Raw genomic sequence first — 22,644 nt, 5'->3', positions numbered from 1 at the left:
AACGCGTGTGTAGGTGATGATCCGTCATTGCTGGGCTCTCGGCCCGGGCAAGCCGATATCGATCACCGAATGGTCTGGGCATCGAACACCAACCCTGTTAGGGTCTGGTTGTCGGGAGTCGGGAACGCTCTCACCGCAGCCCCTGCACCGGCCCATCCGGCACGACCCACCCGTAAGACCAGACGCACGACTCACCTGACCAGTGATGCGCCACCGACCGTCGAACAGTCAGGCGCGGCGAGACCGTAGCGCCGTCGCCCGGGGGATCATGAACAAGCGAAACACAGGGCGCGCCGGGGGGCGCGCGACCGTCGGCACGGACCGTGCGCCGACGCCGCCGACACCACTCCGGCACCCGACGCACGCCGCCTGACGGCGGCCGGCCGCCGTGCGCGCCGGCCCGGCGGGACGTCTTCCCGGCCGACCCCGTTCCGGCCCGGCCGCCGGGCCGCCGCCGCTCCCGCACCCGCCGCACCCGCCCGGATGCGGCCGGCGGGACCGGTGGGGAGGCCGCCGTACGACGGCACCGCATCCTCACCGACCGGGACCCGGCCCGGCCGCCCGCGCTCCGCCGCCCCGGCCGCATCCGCCACCACGCGACCACATACGACCACCGCGACCATCCGTGTCCAGGAAGGGACCCTCATGGACGTCACGGACGTACGGGACTTCATCTACTACCCCGTCAGCGCCCAGAAGATGGTGCGCGGCGAAGGGGTGTACCTCTACGACGAGGACGGCAACGAGTACCTCGACTGCGCCTCCGCCACCTTCAACCTCAGCCTGGGCTACTCCCACCCGGCGGTCGTCGCGGCGATGAAGGAGCAGTTGGACCTCTTCGTCCACCTCACCTCCTCGATGCAGAGCGACCCGATCAACGGCCTGGTGCGCCGCCTCGTGGAGGTCTCCCCGGACAACATCACCCGGGTCCACCCCAAGGTCTCCGGCGGGTCGACCGCCAACGAGGGCGCCATCAAGATGGCCCAGCACGCCACCGGGCGCTCCGAGGTCATCTCGCTGTTCCGCAGCCACCTCGGCCAGACCATGATGATGACCTCGATGTCGGGCAACGCCTTCCGCAAGGAGCCGTTCCCCTCCCTCTTCCCGCGCACCCTGCAGGTGCCGGACCCGTACTGCTTCCGGTGCTTCTACGGGCAGGAGGCCGGCAGCTGCGGAATGATGTGCGTCGACCGCATCGAGGACTTCCTGGAGTACGCCAGCACCGGGCAGGTCGCCGCGATCGTCGTCGAACCGATCTCCGGCAACGGCGGCAACATCGTCCCGCCCGACGGGTACTTCCAGAAGCTCCGCGCCTTCTGCGACGAGCACGACATCGTCCTGATCTTCGACGAGATCCAGACCGGCATAGGCCGCACCGGTGAGATGTTCGCGGCCCAGCACTTCGGGGTCGAGCCCGACGCCATCACCACCGCCAAGGGCCTCGGCGGCTCCGGCGCGCAGGTCGCCGCGATCCTCACCAACGACCGCCTGGCGGGCCTGCCGGCCAACCACCACTCCTTCACCTACGGCGCCAACCTGCTGGCCGCCGCGGCGGCCAACGCCACCCTCGACATCGTCCGGCAGCCCGAGTTCCTCGCCAACGTACGGGCCGCCGGCAACTACATCCTCGACCGCCTCGCGGACATGCGGAGCCGCTACCGGGCCATCGCCGACGTACGCGGGGTCGGCCTGATGATCGGCTTCGAGATCGCGGAGCCCGACGGCAGGCCGGCCGTCGGACTCACCAACCACCTGGCCGGCGCGGCGATGCGGCACGGGCTGATCCTGCGGACCTCCCGCTACGGATACGGCAACGTCCTGAAGATCCGCCCGCCGCTGATCCTCACCCTCGACCAGGCCGAGCTGCTCTGCGACCGCCTGGAGAACCTCCTCCGAGCGGAGCTGTCCTCATGATGAAGAAACTGCTGACGGGTCTCGGCCGGCACGTGCGCGAGGAGCTGCTCGCCTACGCCGACCGGGGACTGGCCCGCCGGGTGCACGGGGACTCGCCGGGCGGCGACGCCCAGTTCGACGTGGACGAGATCGCCGAGTGCGCCGTACTGGAGTTCCTCCGGAAGAACGCCGAGGTCCCCCTCGCCGTCTACACCGAGGACGGTTCGCTGGTCGAACTCGCGCCGGACCCCCGGTACGTCCTGGTCGTCGACCCCATCGACGGCACCCGGCCCACCTCCGCCGGCCTGGAGATGGGCATGGTCTCCATCGCGGCGGCGCCGCTCACCACGGCCTCACCGACCCTCGACGACGTCACCGCCGCGCACCTCCTCGAGATCAAGAGCGGCGCGTGGATCTACGGCGACGACGAGGAAGGGCTCTCCAGCTCCGGCTACCGCCACGCGCCGCCACGCCTCAGCCGGACCACCGACCCGGCGCGGATGTTCTGGTCGATCGAGTTCAACGGCCACCCCATGCACCTGATGAACGCCGCCTACGGCCACCTGGTGGACCGCTCGGCCAACACCGGCGGCGTCTTCGTCTTCAACAGCGCCACCTTCTCCATCTCGCGCATCATCACCGGCCAGCTCGACAGCTACGTCGACATCGGCAACCGCGTCCTGCGCGACCACCCGCACACCGAGGCCGACTTCCTGGACGCCGGCCGGGGATCCATCCTGCACCTCTTCCCGTACGACATCGCCGCCGCGGTCTACCTCGCCAAGCGGTGCGGGGTCACCATCACCGACGCCTACGGCGACGACCTGGGCACGACCGCCCTGCTCGACCTGGACCCCATGAACCAGAAGTCGTGCATCGCCGCGGCCACCCCCGAACTGCACGAACGACTCCTGGACGCGATCCGCTGGGACCTTCCCGGCACCACCACCCCGGCCTCGGGAGGCACGGCATGAAGGCCCTGGTACTCACCGAACAGCGCACCCTCTCCCTCGTCGACCGCCCCAAGCCGGAGGCCGCCGCGCCCACGGACGTCGTCGTCAAGGTCGCCCAGACCGGCATCTGCGGCACCGACCGCAGCGTGCTGGTGGGCAAGTTCCCCGCCGAGCCCGGCGTGGTCATGGGGCACGAGGCGGTCGGCGTCGTGGACGCCGTCGGCTCCGCGGTGACCCGGCACAAGCCGGGCGACCGGGTCATCATCAACCCCACGCTCTACTGCGGCAGTTGCCCCACCTGCCTCGAAGGGCACTGGAACTTCTGCCGGAACAAGGCCGGCACCGAGGTCGGCCTCGACCTCGACGGCGCGTTCGCCGAGTACATCCGGCTGCCCGAGCGGTTCATCCACCGCATGCCCGACGACATGGACTTCGACCGCGCCTCGGTCGTGGAACCCCTCGCCTGCGCCCTCAACAACCTGGAGGCGGCCCGCCTCCAGGCCGGCGAGACCGCCGTCGTCGTCGGCGGCGGGCCGGTGGGCGCGGTGTGCGCCCTGCTCGCCCACCACTACGGCGCCCGGGTGCTGCTGATCGAGCCCGACCCGTACCGCAGGGAACTGTGCCGCCGGGTGCTCTCCCACGCCGGGGACGGGCGGGTCGGCGTGCACGCCCCGGACGGGACCGGGCTCGCCCGGCGCGGCGACGTCGTCGTCGACACCGTCGGCAACCTGCTCGAACAGAGCATGGAGTACGCCGCCGACCGCGGCCGCGTCGTCATCATGGGCTACAACAGCAACGCCTCGGCGACCGTGCGGCCCCTGCACCTCCTCCAGCGCGGCCTGCACGTCATCGGGGCGGGCGACTACAACAGCCGGCTGTTCCCCACCGCGATCGAACTGGCCCGCTGGCTGCCGCTGGAGAAGCTGATCACCCACCGCTTCCCCCTGGAGGAGCACGGCGCGGCCTTCGCCGCCCTCGCCCCGGAACCCGGCGCGCCGTACTCCGCCCTCAAGGTCGTCCTCGTCCCGGAACCGGCCGGAGCCCCCGGATGACCCCGCCCCCCTTCGCCTCCCACCTGCCCGGAACCGACCGCCCGGTCGTCGTCGGCGAGTACCCCTACTACCGGGCCAAGCCCGAGAGGTGGGCCCCCAACCTGCGCGAACTGCGGAGGCTGGGCGTCGACGTGGTCTCGTGCTACCTGCCCTGGCGCTTCCACGAGATCCTCGCCCCCGGCGGGGAGCGCGCCTTCGACTTCACCGGGACCACCGATCCCCAGCGCGACGTGGCCGGCCTGCTGACCGCCGCCCACGAGGCGGGACTGCGCGTCCTCCTCAAACCCGGCCCGTTCATCCACGCCGAGGTCCAGCTCGGCGGTCTGCCCGACCGGCTGTGCGGACCGGACCGCACCCCGTACACCGGGCTCCACGGCCGGACGCTGACCTCGCAGGCCAAACCGCTGCCCAGCCTCTTCGACCCGGACGTCCGCGACGAGGCCGCCGTGTGGCTGCGCGCCGTCGCCGACCGGGTGATCACCCCCGCGCTCGCCCCCCACGGTCCCGTCGTGGCGGTCCAGCTGGGCAACGAGGGCATCTGCGGCGACGCGCACCTGCCGATCGACAGCCAGGACGCCGGCCCGCACGCCCGCGCCGCGTTCGCCGAGTGGCTGGCCGGACGCGGAGCCGGCGACCTCGCCCCCTGGTGCCGGACGACGCGGAACGGTGGCCGCCGGAGCTGCGCCCGCTGTGGTCGCAGTGGGCGGGCCGGGCCATCGCGGACGTCTGGGACTGGCTCGCCGGGTTCGTGCCCGAGGGGTGGCCAAGGTCGTCAACGTCCCGCTCGCGCCGGTCGCCGGCCCCGAACCCACCGTCGACGCCTGGGCCGCCCGCACCGGCGCCATCGCCCGCTCCGGGTACCACGTGGGCCACACCGAGTGGGTGGGAAACCCGAGCGCGGAGCCGGAGTCCTTCCGCGCCCATCTGCTCGGCATCCGGCTCGGGCGCACCGACGTCCTCGAAGCCAACTGGGGCTTCACCTGGACCGACAGCGGCTTCGCCGAGGCCCGCGTCCCGGTGTTCAACGCCCTGCTGGCGCTGATGCTCGGCTCGGGCACCGTGAGCGTCTACACGGCGTGCGCGACCACCTCCTGGGGCGCCGACATCGACATGGACGCCGAGGGCCTGCGGGCCGAGGGCGTCGACCCCGGGCTGCACGCCCCGCCCTACTGCCCGGGCGCGCCCGCCACCGAGGACGGCGGGCCCGGCGCCACCGCGCAGGGGCTGCGCCTGCTCCGCACGTTCCTCGACCGGTTCGGCGACCGCCTGCCGGGCAGCGAGCTGGAACGGGACGCCGTACTGGCCGTCGACCGCGCCCTGCCCGAGGCCGAGTGCTGGACGCCCGGCGCGGACACCGCGCTCCGGCAGGCCGCCGGGGCCGTCCACGACCTGCTGCTGCGGCGCGGGCTCCTGGTCGACCCCCGGTGGCTCGACGAGGACGGCACCGGTGACGCCACGGGCCTCCCGGTGGCGGTGCTCCGCCCCCGGGCGGCGCCCCCCGCGCACGCCGTACCGGCGGACCCCGCGCCGGAACCGGGCCACGCGCCGCGCCACGCGGTGGCCGAGCGGCTGGACGCCCTGCTCGCGGACGTCCCGGCCCCCGCGTGGACCAACACGGGGGGCAGGGCCGCCGTCCTGCGCCGTACGCACCCGCGGCGGCGCACCGAGTTCGTCGCCGCCTTCAACGCCACGGCGGACACCGACCGGGTCACCGGGCCGGTGGGCGGCGAGCGCTGCGAGCTGACCGTCCCACCCGGCAGCGCGGTGGTGGCCGTACTGGCGGACGGCGCCCTCGCCGGCTGGCTCGCCACCCCCGCGTCACCGGGTGGTCCCGAGGCCGGACTGACCCTCGGCGGCCGTCCCGCGGAGGACCTGCGGATCCCGCCCCCGCGCTGAGGGGCCGGTTCACCGGCCGGAGGTCGCCCGGCCCCGGGGACGGGCGGGGGCCACCCGGTCCCGGGGCGGGCCGGGCGGCCCTTACGGGTCCGCCCCGGCGGGTGACGATCGCCGAGTCCCGGCGGGGGGTGCGGTGCCAGCCGGGGAGCTCAGGCGGGGGAGAAGTCGGAGACGACCGTGGCGGAGCCGGGGGCGATCTCGGTGAAGCCCGCGTCGCGGACCACGGGGCGGCCGCTCGCGACCAGGCCGGCCCAGTGCGCGGGCTCCGCGGTGCGGACCGCGAGGGGGAAGCCCGCCTCCTGCCAGGAGGCGCGGGCGGCGTCGTCCATCGCCCGCCACAGCAGCTGCGCCCCGTGGCCGACCTGCGCCATCTCCTTGCCGGTCGACATGCGCAGACCGGGGTTGAGCCACAGCACCGCTCCGCCGGGGACGGGAGGCGGGGGAGCGGACGGGTCGGCGAGCTCGGTGCCGGAGACCTGGAGCCGGGCCAGGTCCCCGGGCCAGCCGTCGAGCGGGACCGGCGGGAAGACCCGCACCTCGGCGCGGGCGCCGGTGACCGTGATGCCGGGCAGCCGCTCGGCGCGCCGCCACTCCGCGCCCCTGGCGCGCCGGACGACCTTGCGGATGCGGGCGTCCTCCCAGTCGCGCACGGCCCGCGCCCACTCGCCGTCGCCCGTCGAACGGTCGTCCGTCAGCATCACCGGCACGGCCCGCGCGGCGGTCTCCAGGGCGTCCGTGCGGTCCGGCGGCGCGGCCTTCTCGATCCGTACGACGAGCGGCAGGACGAACTGCGGCGCCGCGTCCCGCTCTTCGGCCCTCATGGCGCTCTCGCTGCTCACGCCCCCCAGTCTGCCAGCCGGGCGGAGGCGCCCCGGCGCCGGGATCCGGGTGGGGGCGCCCGGAGGGCCGCCGCGGGCACGGGCACACCGGGCGCGGTCCGCGCCGCCGAGGCGTCCCGGGCGGCGCGGTCCGGCCCGACTCGGCCCGGACCGACTCGGCGCGGGGCGCCCCGGCCCGCTGCCGCTCGGCGCGGTCCGGCGCGGCCGGGGCCGCCTCACTCCGCGGCCATCAGCTCCGACACCTTCACGAAGCGGTAACCGCGCGCCCGCAGCTCCGGGACGATGCGGCGGATCGCCCGCTCGGTGGCCGGCGCCGCGCTCAGCGTGCAGTGCAGCACCACGACCGAGCCCGGCCGTACGCCGTCCAGCACCTGTTCGGCCACGGCGTCGGCGTCCGTCGCGAAGGCGTCGCCGCCCACCACGTCCCACTGCACGGCGGTGACCCCCGCCGGGGCCAGCGCGCGCAGCGCCGCGTCGTCGTAGCAGCCGCCCGGGAAGCGGAAGTACGGCACGACGTTCCGGGCGCCCGCCGCGCGGAACGCCGCGAACGCCCGGTCCACGTCGGCCGCCATGTCCGCGCGGTCCAGCGCCGGCAGGCCGTAGCAGGGGGAGCGGAAGGCGTGGTGGCTGTAGGAGTGGTTGGCGATCTCGAACCGCGGGTCCGTGCCGATGGACCGCGCCTGGTCGGGGTACTCCTCCGCCCACCGGCCCGTCATGAACACCGTGGCATTCACGCCCAGGCGCCGGAGGGCGGCGATCAGCTCCGGGTTGTCGAACCGCTCCCCGCGCGCGGCACGCGGGCCCTGGTCGGCCGTCATGTCGGCGTCGAAGGTCAGCGCCACGGCCTTGTCGGCGCCCGCCGCGCCCGCCGCGCCGGAGCGGCGCTCGAAGACGGGGGTCAGGCCGCCGGGGCCGGGCGCCATCGTGGGCGGGGTGCGCCCGGAGGCGCCCGCCCCGGTCCGGGGCGACGCGGCGGGGGGCACCGCGGAGGGCGCCGCGGGGGAGGGGGCGGCGGTCCCGTGCCGGTCCGCCGGGCCGGCCGCGGGAGGGGTCGCCGGCGCCCCGCAGCCGGCCAGGGTCGCGCACAGGACGGCCGACACCGGCATACGTCGAGCAGAAAATCTCACTGTCGGAAAGTATCCGATCAGTTGCCGGTCGTCGTCGACGCACCGTCCGTGTCGGCCCCGGCCAGCGCCAGGTCCCGGCCAGCGCCAGGCCCCGGCCAGCGCCAGGCCCCGGTCAGCGCCAGGGGCCGGTCACGGCGAAGGTCGTGCCCGGCGCGTAGCAGTTCAGGTACATCGTCCGGCCGTCCGGCGAGAAGGTGACGCCCGCGAACTCGCCCCACTCGACGGCCCGGCCCGAGCCGTCCCCCGCCAGGGCCCGGGCGTTGCGGGCCATCGCGTACACCTCGCCGTGCCGCGTCAGCCCGTACACGTACTGCGCGCCGCCCCCGTCCTCGCACACCATCAGCCCGCCGCCCGGGGCGAGGCAGATGTTGTCGGGCGACTCGCCCGGCAGCCCCGGATCGGCTCCGGGGCCGAACACGACGGCCAGCGTGAGCCGGCCGCGGTGCGGGTCGTACCGCCACACCTGCCCGCGGTGGTCGGCGGCCGACCCCTGGGAGGCGCGGGCGTAGCTGGAGACGAAGTACACCGACCGGCCGCCCCGGTAGCACCCCTCCAGCTTCTGCGCGTGGGTGACGCCCCGGGGGCCGAAGTCCTGGAACCGGATCGGGGTCCGTCGCGCCAGGCCGTCCGGTACGGGCACCCATGCGACGCCGTCGAAGGACGTGCCCGGCTCCCGCACGGCGGACAGGTCCGGCACGCCCGGCACCCGCATCGCCTCCAGGGCGCCGCCCGCGCGCAGCGAGCCGGGGCCGCCCAGGGGCCGGTGCGGCAGGAACCGGTAGAACAACCCGAACGGCGGCTCGAACGCGTCCTCCGTCTCGTACACGATCCCCGTGCGCGGGTCGACGGCGACGGCCTCGTGCGGGAAGCGGCCCATGGCGGTCAGCGGTACGGCCCCGGAGCGGCGGGGGTCGGCGGGATCGACCTCGAAGACGAAGCCGTGGTCCTCGGCGTAGCCGTCGGTGCCGGCCCGGGCCTCGGTCTCCTCGCAGGTCAGCCAGGTGTTCCACGGCGTCGGACCGCCCGCGCAGTTCACGGCGGTGCCGGCGAGGGCGACGCGCTCGTCGAGGACGCCGCCGCTCCGGTCGAGGGTCAGGGCCGTGCAGCCGCCCCTGGCCGCCGGGTCGTACGTCAGGCCGGGCACGGCGGGGACGCCGAGCGGGGCCCGGGCGCCGTTCTCGTGGTTGCGGACCAGGTGGACGCGGCCGTGGCGGCCGGCGAAGGCGCCCATGCCGTCGTGCCGGCCGGGGACCGGCCCCTCCCCCGGAACGGAGCGGCGCGCCCTCCCGGGACAGCACCCGGTGGCGGAAGCCGCGCGGGAGGTCGAGGAGGCCTTCCGGATCGGGGACGAGCGGCCCGTAGCCGGCCTCCCCGGTGTGGGCGCAGGCGGCGGCCGTACCGGCGAACAGCTCGGTGAGCGCCCCGCCGAAGGCGATCCCGGCGAGTGCGGTGCCGGTGCGGGCGAGGACGTGGCGTCGTGTTGCGGACATGGTGACTCCCTGCTGGCGGACAGGAACCCCGACGTGACGGATCCGCACACCTGTACCACGCTGCGTGGCGGAGGAGAACCGCCCGGGCGGCGCGGCCCCCCTCACCACCGGCGCGGTCACCGCCACGGCCGTCCCCCCGCACGCGCACCCGCGCGCCCCGCCCCGTACCCATGCCCGCACCTGCCCGGTCCCTCCGAGCACGGCCCCCGGGGACGGCTCCCGCCCCGTCCCGGAGCGGCTCCGACTCCTCCCGGAGCGGTTCGGCCCGCCCCCGGGACGGTTCCGGCCGCCGCCCCTCGGGCGGCGGCCGGAGCTCCGGGCGGCGGTGCCGCTCAGCCCGCGAGGCTCGCGGACAGCGTGATCTTCGTCCCCGCCAGCGCCTGGCTGACCGGGCAGCCCGCCTTGGCCTCCTCCGCCGCCTTGGCGAACGCGGCCCCGTCAGCGCCGGGGACCTCGCCCTCGACGGTGAGGTGCACGCCGGTGATGCCCGTACCGGGCTGGAGCGTGACGTCGGCCTTCGTGGTCAGCCGGGTCGGCGGCGTACCGGCCTTGCCCAGGACGGCCGACAGGAACATGGAGAAGCAGCTGGAGTGGGCGGCCGCGATGAGCTCCTCCGGGCTGGTCATGCCGTTCGGTTCCTCGGCGCGCGCCGGCCAGGAGACCGGGTAGGAGCCGGCGCCGGAGGAGTCGAGGGTCACGGTGCCCGTGCCCTCGGTGAGGTCGCCCTCCCAGACGGTGTGCGCGTGACGCGTGGTGGCCATGCCGGTTTCCCTTCCGACGCCGTGCGGCGTCAGGGCGTGGACGGTGGGCTTACGGCACGCCAACCTACTGCGCGATCAGCCCCTCGGCGTCCCGTGCCAGGGCGGTGAGCCGCGAAATCGCCCGGAAGTACTTCTTCCGGTACCCGCCGTTCAGCATCTCGTCGCTGAACAGCCGGTCGAAGGGCAGCCCGGAGGCGAGCACCGGTATCTCCCGGTCGTACAGCCGGTCGGCGAGGACGACCAGGCGCAGCGCCGTCGACTGGTCGGGGACGGCCGTCACGCCCGTCAGGCAGACCGCCGCCACCTCCTCGGTCAGCGCCCCGTACCGGCTCGGGTGGACCCGCGCCAGGTGCTCCAGCAGGTCGGGGAAGCGGTCCAGGGAGGCGCCCGGCGTCGCCCGCGCGGCCCGCGCGACCTCCTCGTCCGCGTACGGCGCCGGGGCCTCGGGCAGTCCGCGGTGGCGGTAGTCCTCGCCGTCGATGCGCAGCGGCCGGAAGTGCGCGGACAGGCCCTGGATCTCGCGCAGGAAGTCGGCGGCGGCGAACCGGCCCTCGCCCAGCTTGCCCGGGAGCGTGTTCGACGTGGCCGCCAGGGCGACGCCCGCCTCCACCAGCTTGCCGAGCAGCGTGGACACCAGCACCGTGTCGCCCGGGTCGTCCAGCTCGAACTCGTCGATGCACAGCAGCCGGTGCCCGCTCAGGGTCCGCACGGTCTGCTGGAAACCGAGCGCGCCGACCAGGTTGGTCAGTTCCACGAACGTGCCGAACGCCTTGAGCCCCGGCTCGGCCGGCGCGGCGTGCCACAGCGATGCCAGCAGGTGCGTCTTGCCGACGCCGTACCCGCCGTCCAGGTACACGCCGCGCGGCCCGGCGGGGGCGGCGGGCCTCCGGGAGAACCAGCGGCGCCTGCCCGCACCGTCCGCGCGCCCCGCGCCCAGGCCGGCGGCGAAGTCCGCCAGCACCCGGACGGCCTCGGCCTGGCTGGGCTGGTTCGGGTCGGGGAGGTAGGTGTCGAAGCGCACGCCGTCGAAGCGCGGCGGCGGCACCATCTCGGCGACCAGGCGATCGGCGGGGACGTGCGGCTCGCGGGCGCACAGGGACAGCGGGACCGCTTCGGTCAGGGCACTCGTCGACACGCTCCCCACTGTAAGCGCCGTGCCAGACTGCTCCTCATGCGACGCCTGTTCCCCGTGACCGACCGGACACCGCCCCTCCCCGCCGCCGAGTGGTCCCTCGACGAGCTGGCCGACGCCTACGCCTACCCGACCGGCCCCGGCACCCCGCACGGCGCGTGGCTGCGCGCCAACATGGTGTCGTCCCTGGACGGCGCCGCCCAGCACGAGGGGCGCTCGGAGCCGATCTCCTCCGCCGCCGACATGCGGGTCTTCGGCACGCTGCGGGCGCTCGCCGACGTGGTCGTCGTGGGCGCCGAGACGGTACGCCTGGAGGGGTACCGCCCGGCCCGCGCGCGCGAGGCCTTCGCCGCGCGGCGGAAGGCGGCCGGCCAGGGGCCCGCGCCCGCCGTCGCCGTGGTGAGCGCCTCGCTGGACCTGGACTTCTCGCTGCCGCTGTTCACCTCCCCGCTGGTGCCGACCCTGGTCCTCACGGGCGCCGCCGCGCCGCCCGCGCGGGTGCGGGAGGCCGAGCGGGCCGGGGCGGAGGTGGTCGTCGCCGGCGACGGTCCGGGCGTGGAGCCGGGACGCGCCGTACGGGAGCTGGCCGGGCGCGGGCTGCCCCGGCAGCTCACCGAGGGCGGGCCGCGGCTGCTGGGCCAGTTCGTGGCCGCCGGGGTGCTGGACGAGCTGTGCCTGACCGTCTCCCCGGTGCTCACCGCCGGGGACGCGCAGCGCATCGCGGGCGGGCCGTCCGTGGCGGTGCCGTCGCGGTTCGCGCTGGCGTCCGTGCTGGAGGAGGACGGGTTCCTCTTCACGCGCTACCGCCGGGCCGACCCGGTACGGACCGGCACGGCGGCGGGCGTCCGGTGACACACCGGTTCGGAAAATGATCGGAATTAACCGTTCCGCCTACCCCGCGCTGGGCACACTTACCTTCTCAGACCCCGTGCGGGCACGGGGAGGGACGGTTTCCGCGGAAGGGTTCCGAAGGTGTTCACAAGCGTTCTGATGATCGAGAAACCGCTGTCGTCCGTGGACGTGGACTTCGTCACGACCCTGCACGGGGACGAGGCCGTCTCCTTCATCGTGCTCATGCAGCCCCGCGGCGACCGGGCCGACACGCTGCTGCGCGCCATCGACGACGTCGCCGTCGGCGCGCTGAAGGACGCGGCCAGGGAGGGCGAGGAACCGTCCGGCCCGGAGGCGCGGTGCCCGGCGGAGGCGGCCCTGGAACGGTCGGTCCGGGCCCTGCGCGACGCCGGCTGCGAAGCGGTCGGCCAGGTCGTCGAGGACCACCCGCTGGACAAGATGAGGGCCGTCGTGGAGGAGGCCGACGCCGACGAGGTGATCGTGCTGACCGCACCGCACTACGTGGAGGAGTTCTTCCACCGGGACTGGGCGTCCCGCGCCCGCCACAAGGTCGGCGTACCGGTGCTCAAGCTCTTCGCCCACAACGAATAGGCTGGGCGCCCGCACGTACGACACACCCCGGGGAGAGATCCGTATGGCACCCGCCATCCCTGCCGCGATGGAACGGCCGCACTTCATCGGCATCGGCGGCGCCGGCATGTCGGGCATCGCGAAGATCCTCGCCCAGCGCGGGGCCAAGGTCGCCGGCAGCGACGCGCGCGAGTCCGAGACCGCCGCGTCGCTGCGCGCCCTCGGCGCGACCGTCCACATCGGGCACGCCGCGCACCACCTCGCCGACGACAGCAGCTGCGTCGTCGTCTCCAGCGCCATCCGCGCCGACAACCCCGAGCTCGCCCGCGCCGGACAGCTCGGCATCCCCGTCGTGCACCGCTCCGACGCGCTGGCCGCGCTGATGGAGGGCCTGCGCGCCATCGCCGTGGCGGGCACCCACGGCAAGACCACCACCACCTCGATGCTCGCCGTCGCCCTCACCGAGCTCGGCCTGGACCCGTCGTACGCCATCGGCGGCGACCTCGCCGGCCCCGGGACCAACGCCCGGCACGGCGAGGGCGACCTCTTCGTCGCCGAGGCCGACGAGAGCGACCGCAGCTTCCAGAAGTACGCCCCCGAGGTCGCCCTCGTCCTCAACGTCGAACTGGACCACCACGCCAACTACGCCTCCCTGGAGGAGGTCCACGAGTCCTTCGAGGCGTTCGTCGCCAGGATCCCCCGCGGCGGCACCCTCGTCGTCGGCGAGCACCCGGGCGCCCGGGAGCTGGCCGCGCGGGTCTCCGGCCGCCCGGGGCTGCGGATCCTGCGCGTGGGCGAGTCGGAGGGGTCCGACGTGTGGATCCGCCGGATCACCCCGAAGGGGATGACCAGCGAGGTCACCGTCGTCCTCGACGGCGCCGAGCACACCTTCGCGGTCTCGGTCCCCGGCCGCCACTACGCCCACAACGCCGCCGCCTCCCTCGCCGCCGGCAGCCGCGCGGGCGTCGACCCGGCCGACCTGGCCCGGGCCCTCACCGCCTACACCGGGGTCGGACGCCGCCTCCAGCTCAAGGGCGAGGCGGCCGGCGTCCAGGTCGTCGACTCGTACGCGCACCACCCCACCGAGATGACCGCCGACCTGGAGGCGATGCGCGACGCGGCCGGCGCCGACCGCCGCCTGCTGGTGGTCTTCCAGCCGCACCTGTTCTCCCGCACGCGGGAACTGGGCGCGGAGATGGGCCGGGCCCTCGCCCTCGCCGACGAGTCGCTGGTCCTCGACGTCTACCCGGCCCGCGAGGACCCGATCCCCGGCGTCACCAGCGCACTGATCACCGACGCGGCCACCGCGGCGGGCGCCCGCGTGACGCCCGTCCACGACCGGGCCGCCGTCCCCGGCCTGATCGCGGGAACAGCCCGCCCCGGCGACCTCGTTCTCACCATGGGCGCCGGCGACGTCACGGACCTCGGCCCGAGGATTCTCGACCGCCTGGCGGACTGACCCGAGCCGAAGGAGCTGAACGGACGATGCCGTACGAGGTCGAGAAGCCGGACGAGCAGTGGCGCGCCGAGCTGTCCCCGCAGGAGTACCGCGTCCTGCGCGAGGCCGGCACGGAACCGCCCTTCACCGGCGAGTACACCGACACGAGGACCAGGGGCGTCTACTCCTGCCGCGCCTGCGGCGCGGAGCTGTTCACGTCCGAGACGAAGTTCGCGTCCCACTGCGGCTGGCCCTCCTTCTACGACCCGAAGGACGGCGACGCGGTCGAACTGGTCGAGGACCGCTCCCACGGCATGGTCCGCATCGAGGTCCGCTGCGCCCGCTGCGGCTCCCACCTGGGTCACGTCTTCGAGGGCGAGGGCTACCCCACCCCGACGGACCAGCGCTACTGCATCAACTCGATCTCGCTGCGGCTGGCCCCGGCCGGGGAGTGAGCGGCCGGCGGGCCGGACCGGCGGAGGCGGGGCGCCCCCATCCGCGCCCACCGGGCCCCGCCCGCCGTCCCCGGGCACGCGCTCGTCCCCGCCCTCCACGGCGGCGGGAGCGGCCCCGGGGCGGCCCGGCCCCGGGCGGCGGACGCGCCGCCACCGGCCGGCGCCCCGCGTGCGGGGGAACCGCGCCGAGCGGTGGCGGGGCGCGTCACGACCGCCCGTTCGCCCACCCGACCCCGTCGGCCCTCCGTCGCGCCGGGGACCGGCGACGGAAGGCGGAAGAGGCCTTTCCGGTCCGCAGCTGTCGATTTCCGGACGGAACGAGACCCTGGCCTTTCAGAGGGCGCCGGCACCGATCGACAATGCCGGTACAGCATGACGCGTGACCTACCGGGTGGTGCGGACGAGCACGCCGCTCACGCTCAGGACCTCATGGCACCCGGGGGCCCGGCGGCCGGTGGCGGGGGTGCCCGGCTCGGTGCAGGTCACTTCCATGGTCACGGTCTCGTTCTCAGGGATCCTGATGGGGGTCACCCAGTGGTAGTCCTGGTTGCGGAAGGTCTCCAGCGCGATCGTGGTGATCTTGCGGTCGCCGAACGTGATCGTCAGCAGGCCCTCGTCGCCCTGGAAGTTGGCGACGACGATGTCCGTCACCTCGAAGACACTTCCCTCGGGCACCTGGTAGGGGCCGGTCCTGGTCTTCCCGCCGGGGGTTTTCAGGTCGATGGTCTCCGAGTGCTGCTGGCCGCCGCCCGACGACCCGGCGCCGCCCGACGTCCCGGTGCCGCCCGGCCCGCCCGGCCCGCCCGGGGCACCCGTACCGTCCGGCGCGCCGGCACCGTCCGTCCCGGACGGCACGCCCGCCCCCTGGCCGCCGGGCCGGGTGTCCGTGCCGGGACCGGCCCCCGGACTCTGCCCCGCCTGCTGCCCGGCCGCGGCGGGACGCGGCCTGACCGCCTCGGCGGCCGCCTCCTCGGCCGCGCTGCGCACCGCCGGACGCACCAGGGCGAACCAGGCGAACAGCAGCGCGAGCAGCACCGCGAGCACCGCGAGCAGCCACCTCGGGAAGACCGGGATCTGGACGAACTCCGCGTCCAGCGGCGCCGCGGCGGCGCCCCCGTCCCGCCGCGCCCCCTCCTCGTCGCCGGATTCCGCGGCGTCCACGGTGAACGGCCACACCACGGGGGCGCCGAACCACACTGGCTTGCCCGTGCGGACACGCAGGCCGGCCTCCGCCGACTCGCCGGGCTCCAGCCTCCGCGCCGCCGGGCCGAAGGCGAACCCCAGCTCCTCGCCCGCCTGGCCCGCGGCGAAGCCCGCCTCCACCGGGGAGTTGCCCCGGTTGCGCACCGCCAGCCGGTAACGTCCGCGCAGCCAGCCGCGCCGGCGGCGCGGAACCAGCTCCGCGTGCAGCTCGTGGAACTCCTCGACGTGCACGGTGGTCTCGAGGACCTGCACCGACCCGGGGTGCTCGGCGGGCAGGACCCGTACGCCGAGGGGCACCTCACCGGCCCGGACCTCCGCGGAGCGCGGCGGTTCCAGAAGGATCGTCACCGTCTCGGAGGTACCGGGGTAGAGGGAGACCCGGGGCGGCTCCACGGTGGCCCAGGAGGCGCACTCCCCGACGACTTCCAGGGCGTACGCCTCGACGATGTCGCCGTCGTTGCGGACGGTCAGAACCGTCGTGGCGGTGCCGCCCGGCGCCACGGTCACTTCCGGGATGCCGAGGCCGGACGCACCGGGATGGGAAGAAGCTGCAGAAGGCGTCACACCGCCACGGTAGGAGCGCCCCCGGGGCGCCACGAGAAGCGCGGGGGCAACGCCCGGGCAACGGTGGTGTCCCGGGGGCCGAGGGCGGTCCTCCCCTCATCGGCGAGCCGTTGACACGGGCCGCCGCCTCCCGCGCGCCCCCCTTGTGCCGGTCGCCCTCGCCGTGCGGACATCGACCACGAACCCAGGGGACGGACAAGCGCTCATGCCCAGCGCAGAGAAGACGGAACCCGCAGCGACCGCCACCACCTCCCGCGCGCCCGCCCCGGACCGGAGCACGCGAAGAACCGGCCGTCCCGACCGGGAGAGCCGCGTGAGCGTGGCCGTCCACGCCGCCGACCCGGTCCTGCGCCTGGGCGTCGCCCAGCAGCTGCGCCAGCGCCCGGAGGTCGAGCTGCTCGCCGACGCGGACGCCGACGCGGAGCGGGCCAGGGTGTCGCTGGTGGTCGTCGACGTGGTCGACGACGACGTGGCCGCCCTGCTGCACCGGCTGCGCCACAACTCCGCCACCCGCACGGGGCTCGTGGTCGCGACCCTCGGCGCGGGCTCGCTGCAGCGCGTCGTCGAGTGCGGTGTGGCGGCGGTGCTGCGCCGCGCCGAGGCCGACCAGGACCGGCTCCTCCGCCTGGTCCTCGCCATAGCCAACGGCGAGGGCGTGCTCCCCGGCGACCTGCTCGGCGAACTGCTCACCCGGGTGGGCCGCCTCCAGCGCTCGGCGCTCGACCCGCGGGGGCTGTCCCTGTCCACGCTCACCACCCGTGAGGCGGAGATGCTGCGCATGGTGTCGGAGGGCCTGGACACCGCGGAGATCGCCCGCAGGACCGCGTACTCCGAACGGACCGTCAAGAACGTGCTGCACGAGGTCATCTCGCGGCTGCACCTGCGCAACCGGGCCCACGCCGTCGGTTACGCGCTGCGCAACGGACTGATCTGACGGGCCGCGCCGACGGCGGCCGGGAACCGGCGCTGCCCGGAAGCACACCGCGTACTTCCCCGGATCTGGCCCCGCCGCCCTGCCGCGCCGCACCCGGCCGACGCAGGGTGGGCGGGGCGCGCCTGGACCGGGGCGTCCCGGCCAGGACGAGAGGGAGAGCGTGATGGGAGCCGCTGGACCTGGGGGGCGGTACCGCCTGGGGAGGCTCGGCGCGTCGTTGCTGCTGCTGCTCCCGGTGTACGGCGTGACGGCGGCCTCCGGACAGGGCGGCGCCGCCCCTCGGCTGCGGGCCGCCGACGCCGCGGGGCCCCGGGTCACCGACGCCGCGGAGACCCGGGTCGTGTACGCCGGCACCCGGCACCGCAGCCTCGGCGGGGCCACCACGGACAGCACCAGCGCACCGCTGTTCGGCGCGGGCCCGGCGCACTTCGACGTCCAGCCGTCCGCCCTCGGCGACCGGCTGGTCTTCGCGAGCCGCCGCGACGACTCGATGTCGACCTTGCTCATGCCGTACGCGTCGGCCTCGCCCTTCCACGCGTTCCTCAGGCCGAGCCGCGGCAGCAGCGCGCCGGGGATGGTGGAGTCGGTGAGGACCTCCACGACGGCGGCGCCGTCCGTGGTGTAGCCGCGGGCGACGGTCACCTCCGCGCCGTCCCTCTTCCCCGCCGCCAGTTTCCGCCTCGCCGCTTCGATCTTCGCGTCGAGGTCCTTCAGCGCCGCGTCGGCCGCCTCCGGCTTGCCGACGGCGGTGCCGATGGTCTTCAGCGTGGCCCGCATCTCCTCGTACTCGCTCTCCGTGGAGTACGGGTCGAACATCAGGGTCGGCGCGATCTCGTTCAGCTGCTCGTAGTTGGCCTCGGAACGCACCTTGGAGGTGATGATCAGGTCGGGCTTCAGCGCCTTGACGGTCTCCAGGCTGGGTGCCTGCCGGGTGCCGACGTCCTTCACGTCCGCGCCGAAGCGGGGCCCGGCGGTGACCCACTGGCCGTACCCCCCGACGTCGGCGACCCCGGCCGGGGACACCCCGAGGGCCAGCAGGTCCTCGGCGTACGTCCACTCCAGGGCGACGACCTTCTTCGCGGGTGCCTTCAGCGTGGTGGTGCCCTTCAGGTGGGAGACGGTGACGCCGCCCGCACCGCCTCCCCCGCTCTTCGCGGGGGAGCCGCCGCCCGCCTCCTCGGCGGCGGAGCCGCAGCCGGCGGCGGTGACGGCGAGCGCCGCGGCGGCGAACAGGGCGGTGAGGCCGGTGCGGGCCCGTGGTGGAGTGCGCATACGCGAGGGTTCCTTCGCTCGATCGGTGGTGCGGCCCGGCCGTACGCGGTGTACGGCCGGGTGGTGCGGGGCACCCGTACGGGGCGTACGGGCCGGTTGGTGCGGCGGGCCGGGGCTCAGCCGGCCGCCGGCGACGGCTCGCGCCACGTCGGCAGGCAGGTCGGCACACCCGTGCGGGGGTCGAGGACGACGGTCGTGTCGATCCGGAAGGCGGTGCGGACGGTCTCCTCCGTCAGCGCCTCCGCGGGCGGCCCGGACGCGACGATCCGGCCCCCGGCCAGCACGACCACCGCGTCGGAGAACGCGGCGGCCTGGTTCAGCTCGTGCAGCACCACCACCACGGTGATGCCGTGCTCGTCGGCCAGCCGCCGCACCAGCCGCAGCACCTCGATCTGGTAGCGGATGTCGAGGTACGTCGTCGGCTCGTCGAGCAGCAGCAGCCCGGTCCGCTGGGCCAGCGCCATCGCGATCCACACCCGCTGCCGCTCACCCCCGGACAGCCGGTCCAGGGTGCGCTCGGCCAGCGGCCGCAGGTTCGTGGCGTCCAGCGCCCAGGAGACCGCCTCCCGGTCCTCGTCGCCCCCGCCCCGCGCCAGCAGGCCCTGGTGGGGGTGGCGGCCGTAGGCCACCAGCTCCTCCACGGTCACCCCGGCGGGCACGACCGGCGACTGCGTCAGGAAGCTGAGCTTGCGGGCCAGCTCACGCGGCCGGTACTCCGCCAGGTCCCGCCCGTCCAGCACGATCCGGCCCCCGTCCGGGACGTGCAGCCGGGCCAGCGCCCGCAGCAGCGTGGACTTGCCCGAGCCGTTCGGACCGATGAGCGCGGTGACCGCGCCGGGTGCCGGCGTGACGTCGATGCCCCGCGCGACCGGCTCGCCCCCGTGGCCCAGGGTGAGCTCCCGCGCGCTGATCCCCACGCTCACGACAGCGGGTTGGGGACGGTGCCGTTGGGGCGCAGCGCGTGCCGCAGCGCCCGGTCGACGTAGCGGGTGACGACGAGCCGGTCGGTGTTGAACGGGTAGCGCGGGAACTCCTCCGCGAGCATGTCGTACTCGGCGTACCGGTCCTTCTTCTCCGGGAACCGCTCCTGGTACGACACGACGGCCCGCCGCACCAGCCGCCAGAACCGCTCCTCGGGGACGCCCAACTGCTCGGCGGCGAGCGGCGCCAGGTACCGGAAGTGGCCCAGCAGCAGCTGGTCCACCACGTGCTGGCGGATGACGACCGGGCTCTTGCGGGGCAGTACGTGGTCGTGGCCGTCCGGCTCGGGCCCGCGCTCCGGGACCGGGGTGTGCGACACGGACACGTCGTCCACGAAGTCCTTCAGGAACAGCCGCCGCGGCACCTCGTCGGCGTCGTACCCGATCAGCGTGTTCTGGCCGTGCGGGTTGAAGGTGATGCCGTACGTGTACATCACGTGCAGCACCGGGTGCGTCACCGTCTCGAAGAGCCGCGACAGCCACTCCTCGGCGGGCAGCCCCGAGGCGCGGGCCAGCTCCGCCGCGAACGACGTGCCCTGCCCGTCCACGTACAGCAGCGACGCGAAGGTGCGGACCCGCTCGCCCTCGTCCCGCCGCGACTCCACCGGCTCCCGCCAGATGCAGCCGAGCGTCTCCAGGTGCTGGTACGGCATCTCCGGCACCCCGTCCAGGTACGGGTGGCGGACCGTCACCGACGCGACCTCGCCGAGGAACACCGTCCGCAGCTCGTCGCGGAGCAGCCCGTCCCGGCCGAGCAGGCCCGTCAGCCACTGCGTGGTGAGCGGCGCCCCCTGCGTGCAGTGCGGCGGGATGCCGCGCCAGATCAGCGTGTTGACGATCTTCAGGGGGAGCTTGACGTCGTACCGGCCCCGCTCCGACACGTTCGTCATGGTCCGCACCGACTGCTGCGGCAGGTACGCGTCGGCGCTCCGGCCGAGCGGCACGATCCGCCGCTGGGCGACCTCGCCGGCGAACAGCACCTGTACGGCGTGGTCCCACTGCCAGGGGTGGACGGGCATCCACACGTACGCGTCGGGGTCGCAGCCGGCCGCCTCGATCCGGGCGCGGAACGCGGCGGCGGTGCCCTCGTCCAGCTCGTGGGCGACGACCGCCCGTTCGCTCAGCCCCGGCGTGCCCCGGAACTCGGCGAGCCCCCGGTGCACGGCGATCCACTCCAGGGCGACCGGCCGCCGCGACTCCGGCGCGTACGCCCGCACGTCGCTCGCGGAGAAGCCGACGCGGCCCTTGTTGGCGACGAGCGTCGGATGGCCCGTCATGGCGCACTCCAGCTCGGCGTGGTCCAGCCCGCGCAGTTCGGCCGCCGTCCACCCGCCGTGCTCGATGCGCGCCGCGTCGGCGGCGAGGGTCGCCGACAACTCCGTCAGGTACATGCCGAGGGTCGGCGCGTCGGTCCCGATGGTGCCCGCGCAGTCCACGAGGAACCGCTGCACGTCCCAGGCGGGCGTCTCGATCTCGTTGCCGAGGAGCCCCGCCGCGCCGCGCGTCACGGAGTCCCCGGCGACCCGCCAGGAACCGAGTGCGCCGCGCGTGGCGGAGAACGCGTACGAGACCCCGCTGTCCAGGTCTATCCGGAACCGGCCCCCCTCCTCCAGCTCCAGCGGCTCGACCAGCTCCTCGAAGGCGAACTCGGAGAGCGCCTTGGCGAGGAGCCTGCGGTTCGCCTCCCGCCACGACTCCGGTGACACGTCGGCGATTTCGGGCACGGGGTGGTCCTCGGTCATGCGGTCGATGCCTTTCTCGTGTGGGCGCCGGCTCTTCCTCCGGCCCTTGTGCCGCTCCGCTCGGCGGTGCTTCATCCGGTGCTCCCCTCCTCGACGGCCCGGCCCGCCCGGACGACCGCGTCGAGCAGGCCGTCCACGTCCGCGGTACGGGCCCGCGGGTTCAGCAGGGTGAGCTTGAGGTGGACGGCCGGGCGGCCGTCGCCGCCGGGCGCCTCGGTCCGGCCGACCAGCGCGGTGCCGGTGCGCAGCAGGCGGCGGCGGAGCGCGCCGTTGACGCGGTCGGACGCGGCCGGGTCGCGGGCGGCGTACCGGAAGACGACCGTCGACAGCGTCGCCCCGGCGGTCAGCGACAGCCGGGGGTGCGCCGCCACGGCCCGCTCGGCGTGCCGGGCCAGGTCGTGGCAGGCCTCCAGCATCGCCCCTATCCCGTCGGTGCCCAGCGCCAGGAACGTCGCCGCGACCTTCAGCGCGTCGGCGCGGCGGGTGGTCTGCAGCGACAGGCCGAGCAGCCCGTCGTACCCGGCCTCACCGTCGTCGTCCGGGTCGAGGTAGGCGACCCGCCCCCCGGTCACCGGCGCGAAGTCCGCCGCGTCGCGGGCGAGCAGGAGGCTCGCGGCGGCCGGCTGCCAGGCCGTCTTGTGCAGGTCCAGGGTGACCGTGTCGGCCTCCTCGATCCCCTCCAGCAGCGGCCGCAGCCGGTCCGAGAACAGCGCGCCGCACCCGTAGGCGGCGTCCACGTGCAGCCGCACGCCGTGCTCCCGGGCGACCGCGGCGACCTCCGGCAGGGGGTCCACCGAGCCGTAGTCGGTGGTCCCCGCGGTGGCGACCACCGCGACGGGCAGCCACGCGTCCGGGTCGGCCCGGCGCAGCGCCGCGTCCAGCGCCCCGGGCCGCATCCGGTGGTGTCCGTCGACGGGCACGGCCCGCACCGCGCCCTCCCCGAGGCCCAGGACGGCGCAGGCCCGGGCGACGGAGAAGTGCGCCAGCTCCGAGCAGAACACCAGCGGCCGCCGCCCGAAGCCGGCCAGGCCGGCGGTGCGCACGTCCCGCGACTTGGCCGCCGCCGCGTCGCGGGCGACGAGCAGCGCCTGGAGGTTGGAGGCGCTGCCGCCGGAGGTGAGGACCCCGCCCGAGCCGGGCCCGTATCCGACGAGCCCACAGACGCCCTTCACCAGCCGCCGCTCGATCTCGACGGCGTAGGGGCCGGAGTCCCACGTGTCGACGGAGGCGTTGAAGACCCCCGCCAGGACGTCGGCCGCCGCGGCGACGGCCAGCGACGGCGGCTGGAGGTGCGCCGCGGCGCGCGGGTCGGCGAGGTCCACCGTGCCCTCCGCGCAGGCCCGGGCGAGCGCCAGCACGGCCTCCGGCCCGGTCCCGGCGCGCGGTACGACCCCTTCGGGGAACTGCGCGTCGACCAGCGCGGTCAGGCCCTCCGGGGCGAGCGCCGGCAGCGGCCCCCCCGCGCCCGCGCAGCCCGTCGGCGCACTCCCG

Annotated in this window: 18 protein-coding genes and 3 pseudogenes; 11 read left to right on the top strand and 10 right to left on the bottom strand. The window is 75.2% G+C overall.

Annotation, left to right across the window (positions count from 1 at the left end; all coding sequences use genetic code 11):
* Window positions 1-645: 645 nt before the first annotated feature.
* The 5 genes and pseudogenes from LUW75_RS03190 to LUW75_RS03175 all read left to right on the top strand — a co-directional run bounded on the left by LUW75_RS03190 (window position 646) and on the right by LUW75_RS03175 (window position 5,794).
* Entirely contained in the window at window positions 646-1,914 is a 1,269-nt protein-coding gene (locus LUW75_RS03190; RefSeq protein ID WP_250334267.1) for an aspartate aminotransferase family protein, read from the top strand.
* Window positions 1,911-2,867, top strand: coding sequence for an inositol monophosphatase family protein (locus LUW75_RS03185; RefSeq protein WP_250334266.1), 957 nt, complete (start codon window positions 1,911-1,913; stop codon window positions 2,865-2,867). Before LUW75_RS03190 ends, LUW75_RS03185 begins: the two co-directional genes overlap by 4 nt.
* The gene (locus LUW75_RS03180; protein WP_250334265.1) at window positions 2,864-3,898 is read left to right on the top strand and encodes a zinc-dependent alcohol dehydrogenase; all 1,035 of its coding nucleotides are present in this window, start codon (window positions 2,864-2,866) and stop codon (window positions 3,896-3,898) included. The genes LUW75_RS03185 and LUW75_RS03180 overlap by 4 nt, the downstream gene beginning before the upstream one ends.
* A pseudogene (locus tag LUW75_RS24510) lies at window positions 3,895-4,227 on the top strand (beta-galactosidase); the annotation flags it as partial. The gene LUW75_RS03180 and the pseudogene LUW75_RS24510, both read left to right, overlap by 4 nt.
* 430 nt (window positions 4,228-4,657) lie before the next feature.
* Entirely contained in the window at window positions 4,658-5,794 is a 1,137-nt protein-coding gene (locus LUW75_RS03175; RefSeq protein WP_250334264.1) for a hypothetical protein, read from the top strand.
* A 149-nt stretch (window positions 5,795-5,943) separates the two neighbouring features.
* On the opposite strand, the gene LUW75_RS03170 is transcribed toward LUW75_RS03175, so the two are convergent.
* From LUW75_RS03170 to zapE, 5 genes and pseudogenes are all read right to left on the bottom strand, one after another.
* Entirely contained in the window at window positions 5,944-6,615 is a 672-nt protein-coding gene (locus tag LUW75_RS03170; RefSeq protein ID WP_250337526.1) for a peptidyl-tRNA hydrolase, read from the bottom strand.
* Window positions 6,616-6,848: 233 nt separating this feature from the next.
* Window positions 6,849-7,739, bottom strand: coding sequence for a polysaccharide deacetylase family protein (locus LUW75_RS03165; protein ID WP_250334263.1), 891 nt, complete (start codon window positions 7,737-7,739; stop codon window positions 6,849-6,851).
* A 133-nt stretch (window positions 7,740-7,872) separates the two neighbouring features.
* Window positions 7,873-9,250: pseudogene (locus tag LUW75_RS03160) on the bottom strand (alkaline phosphatase PhoX).
* 332 nt (window positions 9,251-9,582) lie between these two features.
* Window positions 9,583-10,011 (bottom strand): OsmC family peroxiredoxin, encoded by a 429-nt coding sequence (locus LUW75_RS03155; protein ID WP_250334262.1) that lies wholly within the window; start codon window positions 10,009-10,011, stop codon window positions 9,583-9,585.
* Window positions 10,012-10,075: 64 nt separating this feature from the next.
* Window positions 10,076-11,146, bottom strand: a complete 1,071-nt coding sequence (gene zapE / locus LUW75_RS03150; protein ID WP_250334261.1) for a cell division protein ZapE — start codon at window positions 11,144-11,146, stop codon at window positions 10,076-10,078.
* Window positions 11,147-11,182: 36 nt separating this feature from the next.
* On the opposite strand from zapE, the gene LUW75_RS03145 reads away from it, so the two are divergent.
* The 4 genes from LUW75_RS03145 to msrB all read left to right on the top strand — a co-directional run bounded on the left by LUW75_RS03145 (window position 11,183) and on the right by msrB (window position 14,458).
* The gene (locus LUW75_RS03145; protein ID WP_250334260.1) at window positions 11,183-11,995 is read left to right on the top strand and encodes a pyrimidine reductase family protein; all 813 of its coding nucleotides are present in this window, start codon (window positions 11,183-11,185) and stop codon (window positions 11,993-11,995) included.
* A gap of 120 nt (window positions 11,996-12,115) precedes the next feature.
* Window positions 12,116-12,586, top strand: coding sequence for an indole-3-glycerol phosphate synthase (locus LUW75_RS03140; protein ID WP_250334259.1), 471 nt, complete (start codon window positions 12,116-12,118; stop codon window positions 12,584-12,586).
* A 43-nt stretch (window positions 12,587-12,629) separates the two neighbouring features.
* On the top strand, window positions 12,630-14,024 hold the full coding sequence (gene murC, locus LUW75_RS03135) for a UDP-N-acetylmuramate--L-alanine ligase (protein ID WP_250334258.1): 1,395 nt from the start codon (window positions 12,630-12,632) through the stop codon (window positions 14,022-14,024).
* A 26-nt stretch (window positions 14,025-14,050) separates the two neighbouring features.
* A complete protein-coding gene (gene msrB, locus LUW75_RS03130) occupies window positions 14,051-14,458 on the top strand; it encodes a peptide-methionine (R)-S-oxide reductase MsrB (RefSeq protein WP_250334257.1) in 408 nt (135 codons plus the stop codon).
* Between the two features lie 384 nt (window positions 14,459-14,842).
* Here msrB and LUW75_RS03125 read toward each other — a convergent pair whose 3' ends face one another.
* Entirely contained in the window at window positions 14,843-16,225 is a 1,383-nt protein-coding gene (locus LUW75_RS03125; protein WP_250334256.1) for a COG1470 family protein, read from the bottom strand.
* A 205-nt stretch (window positions 16,226-16,430) separates the two neighbouring features.
* Between LUW75_RS03125 and LUW75_RS03120 the strand changes: the two genes are divergently transcribed.
* Entirely contained in the window at window positions 16,431-17,159 is a 729-nt protein-coding gene (locus LUW75_RS03120; RefSeq protein WP_462933687.1) for a helix-turn-helix transcriptional regulator, read from the top strand.
* Window positions 17,160-17,322: 163 nt separating this feature from the next.
* Window positions 17,323-17,784: a hypothetical protein gene (locus tag LUW75_RS03115; RefSeq protein ID WP_250334255.1), complete on the top strand. Its 462-nt coding sequence runs from the start codon at window positions 17,323-17,325 to the stop codon at window positions 17,782-17,784.
* On the opposite strand, the pseudogene LUW75_RS03110 reads toward LUW75_RS03115, so the two are convergent.
* The 4 genes and pseudogenes from LUW75_RS03110 to LUW75_RS03095 form a co-directional block, all read right to left on the bottom strand.
* Window positions 17,754-18,431, bottom strand: a pseudogene (locus LUW75_RS03110) (ABC transporter substrate-binding protein); the annotation flags it as partial. The gene LUW75_RS03115 and the pseudogene LUW75_RS03110 sit on opposite strands and share 31 nt — an antisense overlap.
* A 116-nt stretch (window positions 18,432-18,547) precedes the next feature.
* The gene (locus LUW75_RS03105; RefSeq protein WP_250334254.1) at window positions 18,548-19,354 is read right to left on the bottom strand and encodes an ABC transporter ATP-binding protein; all 807 of its coding nucleotides are present in this window, start codon (window positions 19,352-19,354) and stop codon (window positions 18,548-18,550) included.
* Complete coding sequence (locus LUW75_RS03100; protein ID WP_250334253.1) at window positions 19,351-21,228, bottom strand: IucA/IucC family protein; 1,878 nt, start codon at window positions 21,226-21,228, stop codon at window positions 19,351-19,353. Before LUW75_RS03100 ends, LUW75_RS03105 begins: the two co-directional genes overlap by 4 nt.
* On the bottom strand, window positions 21,225-22,511 hold the full coding sequence (locus LUW75_RS03095; RefSeq protein WP_250334252.1) for a pyridoxal phosphate-dependent decarboxylase family protein: 1,287 nt from the start codon (window positions 22,509-22,511) through the stop codon (window positions 21,225-21,227). The genes LUW75_RS03100 and LUW75_RS03095 overlap by 4 nt, the downstream gene beginning before the upstream one ends.
* Between the last annotated feature and the right edge of the window lie 133 nt (window positions 22,512-22,644).

It is taken from the genome of Streptomyces sp. MRC013, from assembly GCF_023614235.1.
In the GTDB taxonomy this organism is placed as follows: Bacteria; Actinomycetota; Actinomycetes; order Streptomycetales; family Streptomycetaceae; genus Streptomyces.
This window is presented reverse-complemented; position numbering and strand designations above follow the sequence as displayed.

Excerpts from the sequence above, each read along its gene's own strand:
- msrB (WP_250334257.1), top strand. The coding sequence starts at position 14,051 with ATGCCGTACGAGGTCGAGAAGCCGGACGAGCAGTGGCGCGCCGAGCTG.
- LUW75_RS03100 (WP_250334253.1), bottom strand. The coding sequence starts at position 21,228 with ATGAAGCACCGCCGAGCGGAGCGGCACAAGGGCCGGAGGAAGAGCCGG.
- LUW75_RS03120 (WP_462933687.1), top strand. The coding sequence starts at position 16,431 with ATGCCCAGCGCAGAGAAGACGGAACCCGCAGCGACCGCCACCACCTCC.
- LUW75_RS03170 (WP_250337526.1), bottom strand. The coding sequence starts at position 6,615 with ATGAGGGCCGAAGAGCGGGACGCGGCGCCGCAGTTCGTCCTGCCGCTC.
- LUW75_RS03180 (WP_250334265.1), top strand. The coding sequence starts at position 2,864 with ATGAAGGCCCTGGTACTCACCGAACAGCGCACCCTCTCCCTCGTCGAC.
- LUW75_RS03115 (WP_250334255.1), top strand. The coding sequence starts at position 17,323 with ATGGGAGCCGCTGGACCTGGGGGGCGGTACCGCCTGGGGAGGCTCGGC.
- LUW75_RS03165 (WP_250334263.1), bottom strand. The coding sequence starts at position 7,739 with ATGCCGGTGTCGGCCGTCCTGTGCGCGACCCTGGCCGGCTGCGGGGCG.
- LUW75_RS03185 (WP_250334266.1), top strand. The coding sequence starts at position 1,911 with ATGATGAAGAAACTGCTGACGGGTCTCGGCCGGCACGTGCGCGAGGAG.
- LUW75_RS03145 (WP_250334260.1), top strand. The coding sequence starts at position 11,183 with ATGCGACGCCTGTTCCCCGTGACCGACCGGACACCGCCCCTCCCCGCC.
- LUW75_RS03155 (WP_250334262.1), bottom strand. The coding sequence starts at position 10,011 with ATGGCCACCACGCGTCACGCGCACACCGTCTGGGAGGGCGACCTCACC.
- LUW75_RS03190 (WP_250334267.1), top strand. The coding sequence starts at position 646 with ATGGACGTCACGGACGTACGGGACTTCATCTACTACCCCGTCAGCGCC.
- murC (WP_250334258.1), top strand. The coding sequence starts at position 12,630 with ATGGCACCCGCCATCCCTGCCGCGATGGAACGGCCGCACTTCATCGGC.